This window comes from Marinobacter litoralis, from assembly GCF_016427555.1.
In the GTDB taxonomy this organism is placed as follows: domain Bacteria; phylum Pseudomonadota; class Gammaproteobacteria; order Pseudomonadales; family Oleiphilaceae; genus Marinobacter; species Marinobacter litoralis_A.
The window spans coordinates 219,557-235,064 of sequence record NZ_JAELVS010000003.1 but is presented as its reverse complement, the minus strand read 5'-3'; the positions used below and the strand labels follow the sequence as shown (position 1 = coordinate 235,064).

The following is a 15,508-nucleotide window of genomic DNA, read 5'->3' as shown; positions in this document are numbered from 1 at the left end:
ATAAGTCATGGCATTTAATACAGGATTAAGTGGTCTGCGGGCCGCATCGGTGGATCTGGATGTAACCGGCAACAACATTGCTAACGCCAGTACCGTCGGCTTCAAAGGCAGTAAAGTGCAGTTCGGCGACTTGTACGCGAACGGCTTTTTGAGTGGCGGAACGAACCCGATCGGCGACGGTGTTCGGGTGCAGGACGTAAAGCAATCGTTTGGCCAAGGCAATATCAGCTTCACCGATAGTGGGCTGGACATGGCCATCAGCGGTGACGGTTTCTTCATTCTGAGCAATAACGGCGAAACCCGTTACTCCCGCGCTGGCCAGTTCGGGATTGATAAAGATGGATTCGTGGTGAATAACCAGAACATGAAGGTGCAGGGTTACACGGCGGATGATGACGGGAATCTGTCTGGTGTACGTGGGGATCTGGCGATTGAGACCGGAAACCTTGCGCCGCGAAGAACCACGAATCTGGTCACGGATTTGAACCTTGATTCGCGGCAGCCGGTGTTGGCAAGTACTGTGCGAAACTGGAACGGTTTGGCTCCTGCTGATTTCGAAAACCAAAGTTTTGCATTTCAATATTCAGACGGTTCGCCAGACTATCCTGTTGGCCCATTCGCGTCTGGCGTTTCTGCGCGCTCGGTCGCAGAAGAATTGGCTGCAGCGCCGGGTGTGTCGGCTTCTGCATCGACTTCTGCGAATCTTGGCAGTCCAGTCATCACTGACTTCGAGTCGTTTACGCTTGAAGTGGTTGGCGATACTCCGCCAGAGCGGGCAATTGATTTGACAGGGGTTACAGATCTTTCTGAATTGGCGGCCCGAATAGACAGTATAGATGATACTTCGATATCAGCGTCGTACACGGGTGGGGAGCTTCGGATTCAGCATAGCGGTGGCGAAACGCTTAGGGTGTCTTACGATAACGGCGCACCTGTCGATTACCCCGGGACAGTGTTTGTGATTACTGATGGCGATGTCGCCGGATTGGATAATGCTTCGGCCGATATCAATAATGCGTTTAACGTTCCCGTTGATAAAATCAATGCCTTCAACCCCATAGACCAGCGCACATACAACCACGCCACTTCGACAAAGATCTATGACAGCTTGGGCAACACTCACGAGATGACCCAATTTTTTGTAAAAGAGCCATCGTCCCGCACCGGCGTGGGGGAAAGCCAGTGGTCGATATATCTGCAGGTGGATGGAGAGTTTGTCGGTGGAACCGGAAACAGTCCGTATACCGCAACGTTTAACCAAGATGGCCAGCTGGAGTCTATCAGTGCAGGCAATGGTGCCGGACGAGTCGGGAATACTGGCGAAATTATTGTCACGGACTGGGTGCCGAAAGACCCTAACGGTGAGCCAAATGGGGCGGCGGGAGTGCCGCTTAATCCGGACGATGTCGTGAGTCCGATACCTGAACCCTTGCAAAGCTCGGCGTTCGTCATCGATTTGAGTTCAGCTACTCAGTACGGTGCATCTTTTGGTGTGAATGACCAGCGGCAAAACGGCTACACAACTGGACGCTTGTCGGGGCTGGATGTGTCGGGTGAAGGGGTAATTTTTGCCCGTTACACTAATGGCCAGTCCAAGTCGTTGGGGCAGGTTGCGCTGGCAGCCTTTAATAATACCAATGGTCTGTCGCCCGTAGGCGATACCACCTGGGTTGAATCGTTCGAATCTGGCCAGCCCGTCATCGGCGCTCCGGATACCGGAACCCTGGGTTCAATCAAGGCAAGTTCGGTTGAAGAATCCAACGTTGATCTTTCGGCAGAACTCGTCAATTTGATCATTGCCCAGCGCAACTATCAGGCGAACGCCAAGACCATTGAAACCTCGGATGCGGTCACCCAGACCATCATCAACCTCCGCTAACCCTTCCGTGTAAACATGGCATGACTCCTGCAGGAAGACTGGAAACAGTCAAAATTCCGGCAGGAGTTTGCCCATGGACAAAGCCCTCTACATTGGAATGTCTGGCGCCAAGCAGAACATGCTGGCCCAGCGTGCCCACGCTAATAACCTCGCTAACGTGAACACCACGGGGTTCAAGAAGGATTTTGCTCAGGCCCGCAGCATGCCGGTGTTTGGTGAGCATCATCCCACCCGTGCCTATGCAATGACGGAGCGCCCGGGTACTGATCTATCCGCTGGCGCTTTAATGGATACCGGCCGAAAGCTCGATGTCGCGGTTGAAGGCGACGGTTGGCTGGCGGTTCAGAACAACCAAGGCGAAGAAGTCTTCACCCGCAGTGGCAGTCTTCAGGTCGATGTGAACGGTCTGGTTCGAATGCCCAGTGGCGAGTTGATGCTGGGCAATGGCGGCCCGGTTGCATTGCCGCCGTTTGATGATCTGTTGATCGGAGCTGACGGCACGGTTTCCGTTGTTCCCGTGGGTGGGCCGCCAGACCAGTTAGTAGAGGTTGATCGCCTTAAACTGGTGAACCCGCCGGCGGATTCTTTGGAGAAAGGTTTGGATGGATTTATTCGCCGCAAGCCGGGGCAAGGCATTGGTGGAGTTGAACCTGCAGACGCAAACATGCGCGTTGCCACCGGCTTTCTGGAAAGTTCCAACGTGAATGCGGTGGAAGAGATGATCTCGAACTTGCAGCTTTCTCGCCAGTACGAAATGCAGGTGAAAGTCATGTCCACCGCGAACGAGAATTCCGAGGCGACGGCACGGCTGTTGCAGAACCTCTGATAACGCTGAATTAAGCATCACCGGCCGGCATTAAGCGGCAAATAATGGCCGCCTTCGCAGCCGGCTAGGTAAGGAGTAAAAACATGCATCCAGCACTATGGGTCAGTAAAACCGGGTTAAGCGCACAGGACACCAACCTGTCCACCATCTCCAACAACCTGGCAAACGTAAACACCACCGGGTTCAAGCGGGACCGCGCGGTGTTTCAGGATCTGCTGTATCAGATCAACCGGCAGCCCGGTGGCATGAGCACCGAGAATACCGAACTGCCGTCCGGCCTGCAGCTGGGTACGGGTGTACGAGTGGTCGGTACGGCAAAACAGTTCAGCCAAGGCAATCTGCAGATTACCGAGCAACCGCTGGATATGGCGGTGAACGGTCGCGGTTTCTTCCAGATCGCCATGCCTGATGGCCAGATTGCTTACACCCGGGACGGCCAGTTCCAGTTGAATTCCGATGGCGATGTGGTAACGCCAGATGGTTATCCGCTGGAGCCAAACATCAACGTGCCGGAAGACACCACCAATGTAACTATCGGTCGTGATGGCACGGTTACCGCGGTGACTGACGACCAAGCCGCACCGGTCAATCTTGGTCAGATTACGTTGGTGAACTTTATCAACCCGCAAGGGTTGCAGGCGATTGGTAACAACCTGTTCAAGGAAACCAATGCCAGTGGCGATCCTCAGGAAGGTGAGCCGGGGCTGGCGGGAATTGGCACCATCGAGCAAGGCACTGTTGAGTCTTCGAACGTGGAAGTGGTGGAAGAGTTGGTCAACATGATCACCACTCAGCGAGCTTACGAAATGAACTCCAAGGTGGTTTCCACCACAGACCAAATGCTTCAGTTCATTACCAACAATATTGGGTAAGTTATGAAACGCAACCATCAAACCTGGACAGCAAAGCGTGTGGCCACACTGGTATTGGTGGGAGGCCTCGTCATTCTGCAGGGTTGTACCGCCATGACCCGCCCCCGTGCTGTGCCGGATGATCCGGCTTATGCGCCTGTGCGCGCCCAGGCGATGATGCAGCGTGATCCGGATTCCGGTTCTATCTATCAGGTGTCCCGAAACTACAACATTTACGGTGATACGAAAGCATTGAATGTCGGCGACGTGTTGACGGTTTTGCTGGAAGAGTCCACTCGCGCCAGCAAAAATGCTGAAACCAAGATCACCAAAGATCAGGAGCTAAGCCTGCCGGAGCCGAATCTCTTTGGTAAGAACAACATTGGCCTGAATGCTTCAGCCAATCTTGAGCGGGATTTCCAGGGCGCCGCCGAGGCGGACCAAAGTAATAGCCTGGCAGGGAGCATCACGGTAACGGTAACCGAAGTGTTGCCCAACGGAGTGCTGCGCATCCGTGGCGAGAAGTGGCTGTCGCTGACCAATGGGGATGAGTATATCCGCCTGACCGGTATGGTTCGTCCGCAGGATATCGCCCCGGATAATACCGTGGCCTCAAACCGAATTGCGGATGCACGGTTTGCCTATGGTGGCACGGGCGACTTCGATCAAGCCAATCAGATGGGCTGGCTGGCCCGCTTCTTCAACAGTGAGTGGTGGCCGTTATGATCCGCAAACTTTGTGTATTTTTTACGCTGCTGTCGGTTTTGGCAGCGCCGGTAGCGGCCGATCGATTGAAAGATCTGGCGAAAGTTAAGGGTGTTCGGAACAACCAGCTGATTGGTTACGGCTTGGTGGTAGGGCTCAGCGGTACCGGGGATAAAGCACCGTTCACCAACCAGACTTTCCGTAACATGATGAATCAGTTCGGTATTACCTTACCGGACGGCGTTAACCCGAAGTTGGCTAACGTGGCTGCCGTGACTGTGAGCGCCACACTGCCGGCGTTCGCGAAATCCGGCCAGGAGCTGGACATCACTGTGTCTTCGATCGGTAACGCCGATAGCTTGCGCGGCGGTACGTTATTGATGACACCACTGAAAGGCGCTGACGGCCAAGTGTACGCCATGGCTCAGGGCAGTTTGGTTGTGGGTGGGTTTGGCGCTCAGGGGCAAGACGGATCCCGCATTACCGTGAACGTGCCGAGCGTGGGGCGAATTCCTAACGGCGCGACCATTGAGCGGGAAGTGGCATCGCCGTTCAACCGTGGCGATACCATTACGTTTAACCTGTTACGCGCGGATTTTACGACGGCCCGGCGAGTGGTTGAAGCCATCAACGGCCGCTTAGGCCCTGATATGGCCTATGCCCATGATGCGACATCTATTTCAGTCAGGGCACCGAGGGACCCTTCCCAGCGAGTGAGCTTTTTGTCGATCGTCGAAAATATTGAAGTCGATCCGGCGGAAGAGTCTGCCAAAGTGGTCATCAACAGCCGTACCGGCACCATCGTGGTGGGACAGAATGTGAAAGTCAGCCCGGCGGCGATTACTCACGGTAATTTGACGGTCACTATTCAGGAAAATCCTGAGGTGGTGCAGCCCAATCCCTTCGCCGGTGGCGACACCGAAGTGCAAGCGAATACGCAGATAGCCATCACTGAAGATCCGGCACGGATGTTCCAGTTTGGCCCGGCAACCACGCTTAATGAAATTGTGCAGGCGGTCAATCAGGTGGGGGCGGCCCCTGGTGACGTGATGGCTGTACTGGAAGCTCTCAAGCAGGCTGGCGCTTTGCGAGCCGAGTTGATTGTGATCTAGAGGTGGCTATGCAGGACTATCGGGTTCAACAAGCTCAGGTATATACCGATTTCAGCGGCCTCAATGCGTTGAAAACCCAGGCTCGCAGCGACAAACAAGCCGCGCTTGAGCAAGTGGCCAAGCAATTCGAAAGCCTGTTCTTGTCGGAAATGCTCAAATCCATGCGCAAAGCCGGCGAAGTCTTCGCCGAAGGCAACTACCTGAACAGCAATGAGAGCGAGTTCTATCGGGATATGTTTGATAGCCAGATCAGTTTAAGCATGGCTAGCGGCGCCGGAACCGGATTGGCTGAAGCCTTGGTTCGGCAGTTGGGTGAGAGCATTCCCGGCGTTGCATCGAACGGCGAAAAACTGGCAGGGCACAAGGCGACGCTGGCGGATTACGACCGTACCTTGCCAGCTATTTCTCCGGCCTTGCCGGAACGAATGAAAGCAGTGGCAGAGGTGGTGCGGGCCATGCCCGAGGATGTTGCTGAATTGAACCCGAATACTCAATTGCCGGCCACCTTTGAAAGCCCGGAGCATTTCGTCAGTGAGTTGATGCCCTTTGCCCAACGCATTGGCCGAGAGAGCGGCATTGATCCTCGCTTGATGGTTGCTCAAGCCGCTCTGGAAACAGGGTGGGGCAAACATATGATTGAAGGCGACGGCAACGAGCCGAGTTTCAACCTGTTTGGCATCAAAGCGGACAGCCGTTGGAGCGGGGAAGCGGTCACCATCACTACCACCGAGTTCCGCGGCGGTGTGGCGATGAAGGAGCGTGCAGACTTCCGGGCTTACCCGGATTATGAGGCAAGCTTCCGAGACTATGTGGACTTCCTTCAAAGCAACCCGCGTTACAAAGAGGTGCTTTCCTCAGCAGGCGAGCCTGAAGTTTTCGCAGAAAAACTGCAGCAAGCGGGTTACGCCACCGACCCGGAATACGGTTCCAAGATTCGCCGGATTATGAACCGCGATTCTCTGATGACGTTGTCCATGAGCGACAACGGATTAAAGGAGTAACAGGTCATGGCTGGATTAATCGGAATTGGCTTGTCGGGAGTGCTTAGTCACCAGAGTGCTCTGAATACCACAGCCAATAACATCACCAATGCCAACACCCCGGGCTATAGTCGCCAGGAAGTCCAGTTTGCGACACAGGAAGGCAATCGCACCGGGGCTGGCACCGTTGGCACTGGCGTGTCGATCGAGAACATTCGCCGTTTGGCAAACGAATACCTCACTCAGCAATTGCGCGAAGACAGCACGTTGTTTGGTGAGCAGAACGCCCTTAATGCCGAGTTGACCCAGTTGGACAATTTACTCGGTGGCGAAAGCACCGGGCTCAACAATGCCTTGAATAATTTCTTTGCTTCTTTGCAGAACGCCGCTGAAGACCCAACGTCTTTGCCGCAGCGTCAACTGGTACTGAGCGAGGCGCAGCAGGTTGTAAATCGTTTTCAGGCCCTGAATGAGCAGTTCATTCAGCAGCGGGAATCCGTCAAAACGCAAATGCAGCAGGGCGTTAGGGATGCCAATACGCTGCTGAAGAATATTGCCGATTTGAACCTCGCCATTTCTGAATCACCCGGTATTGCACAGGGTAAAATGCCGCTTGAACTAATGGACAAGCGGGACGAAAACCTTCGGGAGCTGTCGGCGTTAGTCGGTATCCGCGTAACCCACACGGATGGCAGTCAGGTGAACGTGTCGCTCGCAAACGGGCAGTCCCTCGTGACCGGTTCCGATGCCGCGCAATTGGGCACCAGAACCAGTGCCCAAGACCCGACCCAGTTGGAGTTCACGCTTACCAGCGGTGGGCGTCTGTTACAGGTTGATGATCAAATTCAAGGTGGTTCGTTAGGCGGGTTGCGCCGCTTCGAACGTGAAGCTTTGCGCCCGGCATTTGATGAGCTTGGCCGTTTGGCGATTGGGATTTCGGCTGCGATAAACCATCAGCATGAAATCGGTATGGATCTGGAAGGTGATTTAGGCGGAAACTTTTTCACCGACATCAACAACATAGAATTTCAGCGTAGCCGCGTGATTGCAAACGGCAATAACGCAGAGCCTCAAAACGCTCAGCTAGCGGTCGAAATCACTGACAGCAGTTTGTTGGCGGCCGGAACATGGTCGTTGAAGTTCAGTGGCGACGGCAAAAGCTACCAATTGGTAGATGCCTCAACAGGTGAGGTGGCACGCCAAGGGCGGTTGCCTGACCCGGTCCAGTCTGAAATCAGCATGCCGGGCTTTAACGTGCGTATTGAAGGCGGCGATTTCAATCCGGGAGATGAGTACCTGATTCAGCCCAGCCGAAACGCGGCGGCGAATATTGCTCTGAACGTTCGTCGGGAGGAGGATCTTGCGTTTGCTAGTCCGATTCGGGCCAGTGCGGGTGTTATCGATCCCCTAACCGAGAAAGTAAAAGATAGCAATCTTGGCACCGGCCAAATAAATCAGGGCAAGATGCTCAATGTCCGTAACCCGAATACAAACGCGCTATTGGGCGGTTTCCAAAGTCAGGGTAAATTGGCAAATGGCCCCATGAGAATCGCGTTCGACAATGACGGGACCGACATCGTTTATCGGATTTTCGATGGTTCTGGAACAGAGATTTCGGCATCGGACTATCCGACCGGTGTGCCATATGATCCAAAGGGCGTTAACGTCGCGTTTAGTGGTGATCCTGCGGCAGGCGCTCTTTATCAAGGGTACCAGTTCGAAATAACGGGCGAGCCAGCTGATGGCGATGAATTTGTAATCGACTTCAATAAAAACGGCGTGTCCGATAACCGAAACGCTGAATTGCTGGCAGCATTGGGTACGGCTAACACCTTGAACGGCGGCAGCCAGAACTTTGCCGAAGGGTACGCCGGCTTGGTGGAAGATGTGGGCGTGAAAACCCGCCAGAGCCAGCTTGATAAGGCAGCTGGCCAAACGCTGCTGGAGCAGTCCAATAACCAGCGGGAGTCTGTGTCCGGAGTCAATCTGGATGAGGAAGCAGGTAAGCTGATCCAGTATCAGGCGGCCTACAACGCATCAGCGCAAGTGATGTCGGTGGCGCAGGACTTGTTCAATACACTTCTGCAAAGCTTCCGGTAAGGTGGGGTAAGATAAAATGGTTCGCATTTCATCACAGCAGATATTCTCCGGCGGTATCAACCGGATGCAGGATATCAATAGCGATCTGGTCAAAACCCAGCAGCAGATTTCTACCGGCAAGAAGGTCAATAAGCCTTCAGACGATCCGGTAGCGGCCGCGCGTATTCTTAAACTCGATCAAAATCTGAGTCGCCTTGAAACCTATCAACGCAACGCCGACCTAGCTGATAATCGCCTGAAGCAGGAAGAGAGTGCGCTGAGCAGTGCCATCGATATTATCCAGCGGGTAAGGGAGCTGACGGTACAAGCCGGTAACGGCTCGTTGTCTGCTAATGATCGCAAATCAATTTCGTCTGAACTTAAAGAGCGGCTTGGACAGTTGGCCGATGTGGCTAACACCCGTGACGCTTCGGGTGAGTATATCTTTAGTGGCTTTCAAGGTAATTCACCGGCTTTCGTTAAAGAAAACGGCTCTTGGACCTACAACGGCGATGAAGGCCAGCGCGTTCTGGAAATAGATGACGGCGTGACAGTGCCGATCAGTGATCACGGTAAGGGAATTTTTGGGGATGTACCTGCGGAGGTGTTCGTGAAGTCGGCGACGCAGGAAGATGGTTTTATCACCGGGCTCGAGGTTGTGGATCCAAAAAGTCTTGCAGCTGTATTCGATCCGAAAGTGCCAGATGATTTACGCATCACCATAAATGAACCTAGTCCCGGTGTTTATGAGATTGAAGGTATTTACGATGATCGGAATACACCCCCAGTAAATTTAGTAACGTCTCCCATTCCTTTTCAGGGCGGTGAAGAGCTTGAGTTTGCTGGTATTAAATTTACTTTAAACGATGTTGCTGATAATAAAAGCTTTACGATCGGCATCAACGACAAACAATCCATCTTCGGCACCATTGAAACGCTCATCGCGGGTCTGGACAATATCTCGAAGGATTCTCCAAAGGGTAATGCGGAATACGATGCCCTGATATCAGAATCTTTAGCCAATCTGGATAATGGCCAGGAGTCTATTCTGCTGAAGCAAACTGAAATAGGCGGTCGCATGAACGCGGTAGAATCGACCAGTGCGTTTTTGGACGATTCGGCACTGTATGCCAAGGAAATTCGATCGCAGTTGCAAGATGTTGATTATGCGGAAGCAATCAGTAATCTGAGCTTCCAAAGCTTTGTCTTGCAGGCCGCGCAGCAATCGTTTGCGCAGATCTCAAGACTGTCATTATTTGATCGATTGTAATTGTTTGAGGCAGTGGGAAATTTTTTTACTTTGCGTGTTGCTTTCAGATTCAGGCTCAGTATAATTCCCACCACTTCCTGATGGCGGCGTGGTGAAATTGGTAGACACGACGGATTCAAAATCCGTTTCCTTAACGGGAGTGGCGGTTCGAGTCCGCCCGCCGCTACCACTTATTGGCCGTATCCTACGGCATCTTGAATAGCCGGCCCATGAACGTCTCCGATTTTCATTTCGACTTGCCGGACGAGTTGATTGCTCGTTACCCGCTTAAACAACGCAGTGCCTCTCGTCTGCTGAACCTTGAAGGTTCTTCCGGTCATACCAAGCATCTTCAGTTTACAGATCTCCCGGATTTGCTAGAGCCCGGTGACCTGCTCGTTTTCAATAATACCCGCGTTATCCCCGCTCGCCTGTTCGGTCAGAAAGAAACCGGTGGTCGTGTTGAGGTTCTCGTGGAGCGGTTATTGGGAGAGCGAGAAATTCTTGCCCATGCCCGAGCCTCCAAGGCTTTGAAAGAAGGTCAGAGGGTTATTCTGGAAGACGGTACGTCCCTGACCATGGTTGGCCGGGACGATGCGTTGTTCCGATTTGTGAATGAGGGTGATGAGCCCATTCTCGATCTGCTGGAACGCATTGGGCATATGCCGCTTCCTCCTTATATGGAGCGAGATGACGATCAGTCTGATCGCGAGCGATACCAGACCGTATACGCCCAGGAAGCCGGAGCGGTAGCCGCGCCCACAGCAGGGCTCCACTTCGATGACGCTCTGCTCGAAACCTTGAAGGCCAAAGGGGTTGAGTTCGCATATGTAACCTTGCACGTAGGCGCAGGAACATTCCAGCCGGTGCGTGTCGATAAGATCGAAGAGCACGTGATGCATAGCGAAGTCGCGCATGTGCCTGATGAAACCGTCGAGGCGGTTCGCCAGACCCGTGCGAGGGGAGGGCGAGTGGTCGCGGTAGGAACCACATCCGTTCGTTCGTTGGAATCGGCAAGCCAATCCGGGCAACTGACAACTTTCCGGGGCGAAACGGATATTTTCATTTACCCGGGCTACCGGTTTAATACCGTTGATGCCATGGTCACGAATTTCCATCTGCCTGAATCGACGTTGATCATGTTGGTCAGCGCTTTTTCAGGGTACGACAATATTATGAGTGCCTATCGTGAAGCGGTAGAGCAGAAATATCGGTTTTTCAGCTACGGTGACGCCATGTTCCTGACCGCTCAGGAGCCCAGTCGTGGTAGGTTGGCAAGCTCAGCTCAAGCTGATGATGCCAGCACCGATTCCAATGGAGAATGCTTGTGAGTGAATCCTGTTTTATGTCGTTTGAAAAGCTGGGTGAAGACGGCAGGGCCCGTCGTGGCCGCCTGACTTTTCCTCGCGGCACGGTGGAAACCCCGGCCTTCATGCCTGTTGGAACATACGGTACCGTGAAAGGCATGCTGCCTCGTGATATCGAAGAAATCGGCGCAGAAATCATTCTCGGGAACACATTCCATTTGATGCTGCGCCCGGGTACTGAAGTGGTAAAGGCGCACGGCGATCTGCACGATTTCACGCAGTGGCATGGTCCCATCCTGACGGATTCCGGCGGATTCCAGGTGTTCAGTTTGGGTGAAATGCGTAAGATCACCGAGCAGGGTGTAACCTTTCGCTCCCCTGTGGATGGTGCCAAGGTAGAGCTGAATCCTGAAATTGCGATGCAGGTTCAGCGCGACCTGGGTTCGGATATCGTGATGATCTTTGACGAATGTACCCCGTATCCGGCTACTGAGAAGCAGGCGAAAGACTCCATGGAGCTTTCGTTGCGTTGGGCAGCACGCAGCAAGAAAGCTCATGAAGGCAACCCATCCGCGTTGTTTGGTATTGTTCAGGGCGGCATGTACGAATCCTTGCGTGACCAGTCTCTCGAGGGTTTGACGAATATCGGATTCGATGGCTACGCCATTGGTGGGTTGTCTGTTGGTGAACCCAAAGAAGATATGATCCGGATTCTGGATCATTTGCCGCCCAAAATGCCGGAAGACAAGCCACGGTATCTGATGGGTGTAGGGCGTCCGGAGGATATAGTGGAAGCGGTGCGTCGCGGCGTTGATATGTTCGACTGTGTGATGCCAACTCGCAACGCGCGCAATGGATACCTGTTTACGTCTACCGGAATCGTGAAAATCCGGAACGCAAAGAACCGCCACGATGCCGGTCCTTTGGATGAACGATGCGATTGTTACACCTGCAAAAACTTTTCGAAAAGCTATCTGCACCATCTCGATAAGTGCGGCGAAATGCTCGGCTCGCAACTGAATACCATCCACAATCTGCGTTTCTATCAGAACCTGATGAGTGGATTGCGTGGTGCCATTGAAGCAGGTACATTGTCCGACTTTGTAAGCGAATTCTACGCCTTACGCGGTGAAACAGTGCCGCCGTTGGGTGATGAGTGATCAATTCTGACTAAAGAACAGTCTATAAACGGAGAACCTGAATGAAATCAATCAAACTGCTAATCGCTGGCCTGCTGTCTCTTCTGCCGACCCTGGCCATGGCTCAAGGCGCTGAAGGCCAGTCCATGGGTGTTATGGGTCAGGTCATCTTTTTCGCAGGCTTCATTCTGATTTTCTACTTCTTGATCTGGCGTCCGCAGTCCAAGCGTGCAAAAGAGCATAAGAACCTGATGTCCAGCCTGAACAAGGGTGACGAAGTTGTGACTTCTGGTGGCATGGTTGGCCGCATCACCAAGGTTTCCGATGATTTCATCGTTCTGGAAGTAGCCGACAATATCGAAATCAAGATTCAGAAAGTTGCTGTTGCCGGTGCTCTGCCCAAGGGCACGCTCAAGGATATCTGAGCCGATTCAAGGCCGGTGCGCTGCGCCGGCCAGAATCTTTCTGGCTGAAACACCAAGGCTGGCGGCTTAGCCGGCTCAAAGGGATCCCATGCTAAACAAGTATCCTCTCTGGAAAAATCTGGTGATCGTGTTCGCGCTGGTCATCGGATTCATATACGCCTTGCCCAATTTCTTCCCTGACGATTACGCCATTCAGATCACTGGTTCCCGAGGTAGTACCGAGGTTGATCAGCGCATACTTGATCGTGCGCTGGGTGCTCTGGAAAGTCAGGGTATCGAAGTCAAATCCAGTGTTGTTGAAGAGCGCGATGCTTTGATTCGCCTTAAAAGCTCTGACGCTCAACTGCGGGCACGCCCTGCGGTGCAGGCGGCACTGGGCAATGATTACCTGGTTGCATTGAACATGGCGCCGTCAACACCGGGTTGGTTACGTAGTTTGGGTGCCGGGCCCATGAAGTTGGGGCTTGATCTGCGGGGTGGTGTCCATTTCCTGTTGGAAGTGGATATGGATACCGCGGTGACTCAGCGGCTGGAAGCGCTTTCGGGTCAGATCAAGCAGGATATGCGTGAAGAGAGGATTCGCTACCGTGGTGGTGATATCCGAAACAGCCGAGATATCGTTCTGAGTTTTCGGGATTCTGAAACGCGGGCGAAAGCTTTCTCGCTGGTTCGTGATCAGTACAACGAATTCTTGTTAAACGAAAGCTCGGAAGGCGGAGAGTTTTTTCTGACGCTGACCTTATCGGATGCGGAAGTTCAGGGCATAAAAAAATACGCCTTGGAGCAAAACCTGACCACCATCCGGAATCGGGTGAACGAGCTGGGCGTCGCAGAGCCATTGGTGCAGCGCCAGGGATCAGACCGCATCATTGTTGAGTTGCCTGGTGTGCAGGATACTGCCCAGGCGAAGCGGGTTCTGGGTGCTACGGCAAACCTCGAGTTCCGGATGGAAGCTCGCCAGGATGCGCCGTCTTCTGAAACCGAACAGTTCGCTTTCCGTGACAATCCCCAGCGTACCGCGCGTCTTCAGCGGGATGTGATTGCGACGGGTAATAATGTTGCGAACGCTCAGCAAGCTTTTGATGAAAACGGTCAGCCTCAGGTTAATATCACCATGGATTCTGTCGGTGGTGATTTGATGAATCGGGCGACCCGTAACAACATTGGTCGCCGCATGGCCGTGCTGTTCATCGAGTTTCGGACAGAGACAGAAACCCGCCAGGTTGGCGGTGAACTGAAACAGGTCGAAAAGCGTGTTGTCGAAAAAGGTCTGATCAGTCTGGCCACGGTGCAGTCTGCATTGGGCAGTAGCTTCCGTATTACCGGTCTGGACTCCATTCCTGAAGCGGCTGAGCTGGCCTTGCTGCTGCGCGCAGGTGCCTTGGCTGCGCCGATGTACTTCGTGCAAGAGCGCACAATTGGCCCGAGCCTCGGGCAGAAGAATATCGATGCTGGCGTTATGTCAGTAGCGCTCGGTTTCGGTTTAGTACTTCTGTACATGCTGGCGTTCTATCGGGGCTTTGGCATGATTGCCAATATTTCCCTGACATTGAACTTGATGTTGCTTGTGGCGTGCATGTCGATTCTTTCCGCAACGTTAACGCTCCCGGGTATTGCAGGGATTGTTCTGACCGTGGGTATGGCTGTTGATGCGAACGTTCTGATTTTTGAGCGAATCAAGGAAGAGTTGAGGGCGGGCGTGCCGCCTCAAACGGCCATTAATGCGGGTTACGGACGTGCCTTCGTATCGATTTTTGATGCGAACATCACAACTTTGCTGGTGGCGGTTATCTTGTTCGCGATGGGATCTGGCCCGGTGAAAGGTTTCGCCGTCACGCTGTGTATCGGCATACTCACTTCTATGTTCAGTGGTTTGATGGTAAGCCGGAGCATCGTCAATCTGGTATACGGCGGCCGTAGGGTCGAGAAGCTGTCGATCGGGGGTAAGCTCGCCAATGTCTGATATGAAGAAACAACCGTTTGATTTTATGGGGCTTCGAAAAGCCGCGTCAGTGTTGTCGCTGGTGTTGGTTATAGGTTCCATAGTGTTGCTGGGAGTTCGTGGTCTCAATCTGGGCATGGACTTCACGGGCGGTACCTCTGTTGAGTTCGAATACGCTGAGGCGCCCAGCCTGGACTCCGTTCGAAACCAGCTGACTGAAGCAGGATACGAACAATTCTCGGTTCAGAATTTCGGAGCAGATACCACGGTGCTGATTCGGATGGCTGAAGCGGGCAACGATGAGTTGGCCCGTGAGGTGACTGCTGCTCTGTCTGAATCCGGTGAAGATCTGGAGCTGGTCAGTTCAGAGTTTGTTGGCTCCCAGGTCGGGGAAGAGTTGAAAGAAGACAGCGGTCTGGGTCTTCTCATCGCACTTGCGGTGGTGTTGATTTACGTTGGTATGCGCTTCCAGTTTAAGTTCGGCATCGCTTCGGTGATTCCGTTGGCGCACGACGTACTGATCGTTCTGGGGATGTTTGCGCTGTTTCAATGGACTTTCGACCTCACCGTGCTCGCCGCGATCCTGGCGGTTATCGGTTACTCCCTTAACGACACGATTGTTGTTGCGGACCGTATTCGTGAGAACTTCCGAAAGTTGCGTGTGGGGGAGCCCTGGGATGTTATCAACCAGTCGATCCATGAGACGATCTCTCGGACGATCAATACGTCCGGCACAACTTTAGTTGTTTTGATAGCGCTTTATTTTCTGGGTGGAGAAGCCATCAACAACTTTGCCTTGGCGTTGATCATTGGTGTGGTTGTGGGTACCTATTCCTCCATCTATGTGTCTGCAAACATGTTGATGGTGATGGGTGTCACCCGTGAAGATCTTATGGTGCCTGCGAAAGAGGGTGCTGGAGATGAAGCGGAAGAAGAGCAGCCGCCCGAATGGTTGAACCGTATGTGATGTGCTAGGTGCCGGCGTAAGCCGGCCCATAAAAAAACCGCCAATCA

General features: G+C 53.3%; 13 protein-coding genes and 1 tRNA gene. All 14 read left to right on the top strand.

All coding sequences use genetic code 11. From position 1 onward, the window contains the following. The first annotated feature begins 7 nt into the window (after positions 1 to 7). The 14 genes from JAO79_RS11130 to secF all read left to right on the top strand — a co-directional run bounded on the left by JAO79_RS11130 (position 8) and on the right by secF (position 15,461). Positions 8 to 1,879, top strand: coding sequence for a flagellar hook protein FlgE (locus JAO79_RS11130; RefSeq protein ID WP_199007330.1), 1,872 nt, complete (start codon positions 8 to 10; stop codon positions 1,877 to 1,879). Positions 1,880 to 1,952: 73 nt separating this feature from the next. Continuing rightward, positions 1,953 to 2,705, top strand: a complete 753-nt coding sequence (locus JAO79_RS11125; protein ID WP_199007329.1) for a flagellar basal body rod protein FlgF — start codon at positions 1,953 to 1,955, stop codon at positions 2,703 to 2,705. 83 nt (positions 2,706 to 2,788) lie between these two features. Continuing rightward, on the top strand, positions 2,789 to 3,577 hold the full coding sequence (flgG, locus tag JAO79_RS11120; protein WP_199007328.1) for a flagellar basal-body rod protein FlgG: 789 nt from the start codon (positions 2,789 to 2,791) through the stop codon (positions 3,575 to 3,577). Positions 3,578 to 3,580: 3 nt separating this feature from the next. Beyond that, the gene (gene flgH / locus JAO79_RS11115) at positions 3,581 to 4,282 is read left to right on the top strand and encodes a flagellar basal body L-ring protein FlgH (RefSeq protein ID WP_199007327.1); all 702 of its coding nucleotides are present in this window, start codon (positions 3,581 to 3,583) and stop codon (positions 4,280 to 4,282) included. Next, a complete protein-coding gene (locus JAO79_RS11110) occupies positions 4,279 to 5,373 on the top strand; it encodes a flagellar basal body P-ring protein FlgI (RefSeq protein WP_199007326.1) in 1,095 nt (364 codons plus the stop codon). The genes flgH and JAO79_RS11110 overlap by 4 nt, the downstream gene beginning before the upstream one ends. Before the next feature lie 8 nt (positions 5,374 to 5,381). Next, positions 5,382 to 6,374 carry a flagellar assembly peptidoglycan hydrolase FlgJ gene (flgJ, locus tag JAO79_RS11105; protein WP_199007325.1) on the top strand — a complete coding sequence of 331 codons (993 nt, stop codon included), beginning with the start codon at positions 5,382 to 5,384 and terminating at the stop codon, positions 6,372 to 6,374. A 6-nt stretch (positions 6,375 to 6,380) separates the two neighbouring features. Beyond that, a complete protein-coding gene (flgK, locus tag JAO79_RS11100; RefSeq protein ID WP_199007324.1) occupies positions 6,381 to 8,453 on the top strand; it encodes a flagellar hook-associated protein FlgK in 2,073 nt (690 codons plus the stop codon). Between the two features lie 16 nt (positions 8,454 to 8,469). Beyond that, positions 8,470 to 9,702, top strand: coding sequence for a flagellar hook-associated protein FlgL (flgL, locus tag JAO79_RS11095; protein ID WP_199007323.1), 1,233 nt, complete (start codon positions 8,470 to 8,472; stop codon positions 9,700 to 9,702). Positions 9,703 to 9,784: 82 nt separating this feature from the next. Continuing rightward, positions 9,785 to 9,871, top strand: a tRNA-Leu gene (locus tag JAO79_RS11090). Between the two features lie 40 nt (positions 9,872 to 9,911). Beyond that, positions 9,912 to 11,012: a tRNA preQ1(34) S-adenosylmethionine ribosyltransferase-isomerase QueA gene (queA, locus tag JAO79_RS11085; RefSeq protein WP_199007322.1), complete on the top strand. Its 1,101-nt coding sequence runs from the start codon at positions 9,912 to 9,914 to the stop codon at positions 11,010 to 11,012. Positions 11,013 to 11,026: 14 nt separating this feature from the next. Next, positions 11,027 to 12,148 (top strand): tRNA guanosine(34) transglycosylase Tgt, encoded by a 1,122-nt coding sequence (gene tgt, locus JAO79_RS11080; protein ID WP_199007494.1) that lies wholly within the window; start codon positions 11,027 to 11,029, stop codon positions 12,146 to 12,148. Positions 12,149 to 12,189: 41 nt separating this feature from the next. After that, positions 12,190 to 12,552: a preprotein translocase subunit YajC gene (gene yajC / locus JAO79_RS11075; RefSeq protein ID WP_199007321.1), complete on the top strand. Its 363-nt coding sequence runs from the start codon at positions 12,190 to 12,192 to the stop codon at positions 12,550 to 12,552. Positions 12,553 to 12,640: 88 nt separating this feature from the next. Continuing rightward, a complete protein-coding gene (gene secD / locus JAO79_RS11070) occupies positions 12,641 to 14,515 on the top strand; it encodes a protein translocase subunit SecD (RefSeq protein WP_199007320.1) in 1,875 nt (624 codons plus the stop codon). Beyond that, on the top strand, positions 14,508 to 15,461 hold the full coding sequence (gene secF / locus JAO79_RS11065) for a protein translocase subunit SecF (RefSeq protein WP_199007319.1): 954 nt from the start codon (positions 14,508 to 14,510) through the stop codon (positions 15,459 to 15,461). Before secD ends, secF begins: the two co-directional genes overlap by 8 nt. Positions 15,462 to 15,508 lie beyond the last annotated feature (47 nt).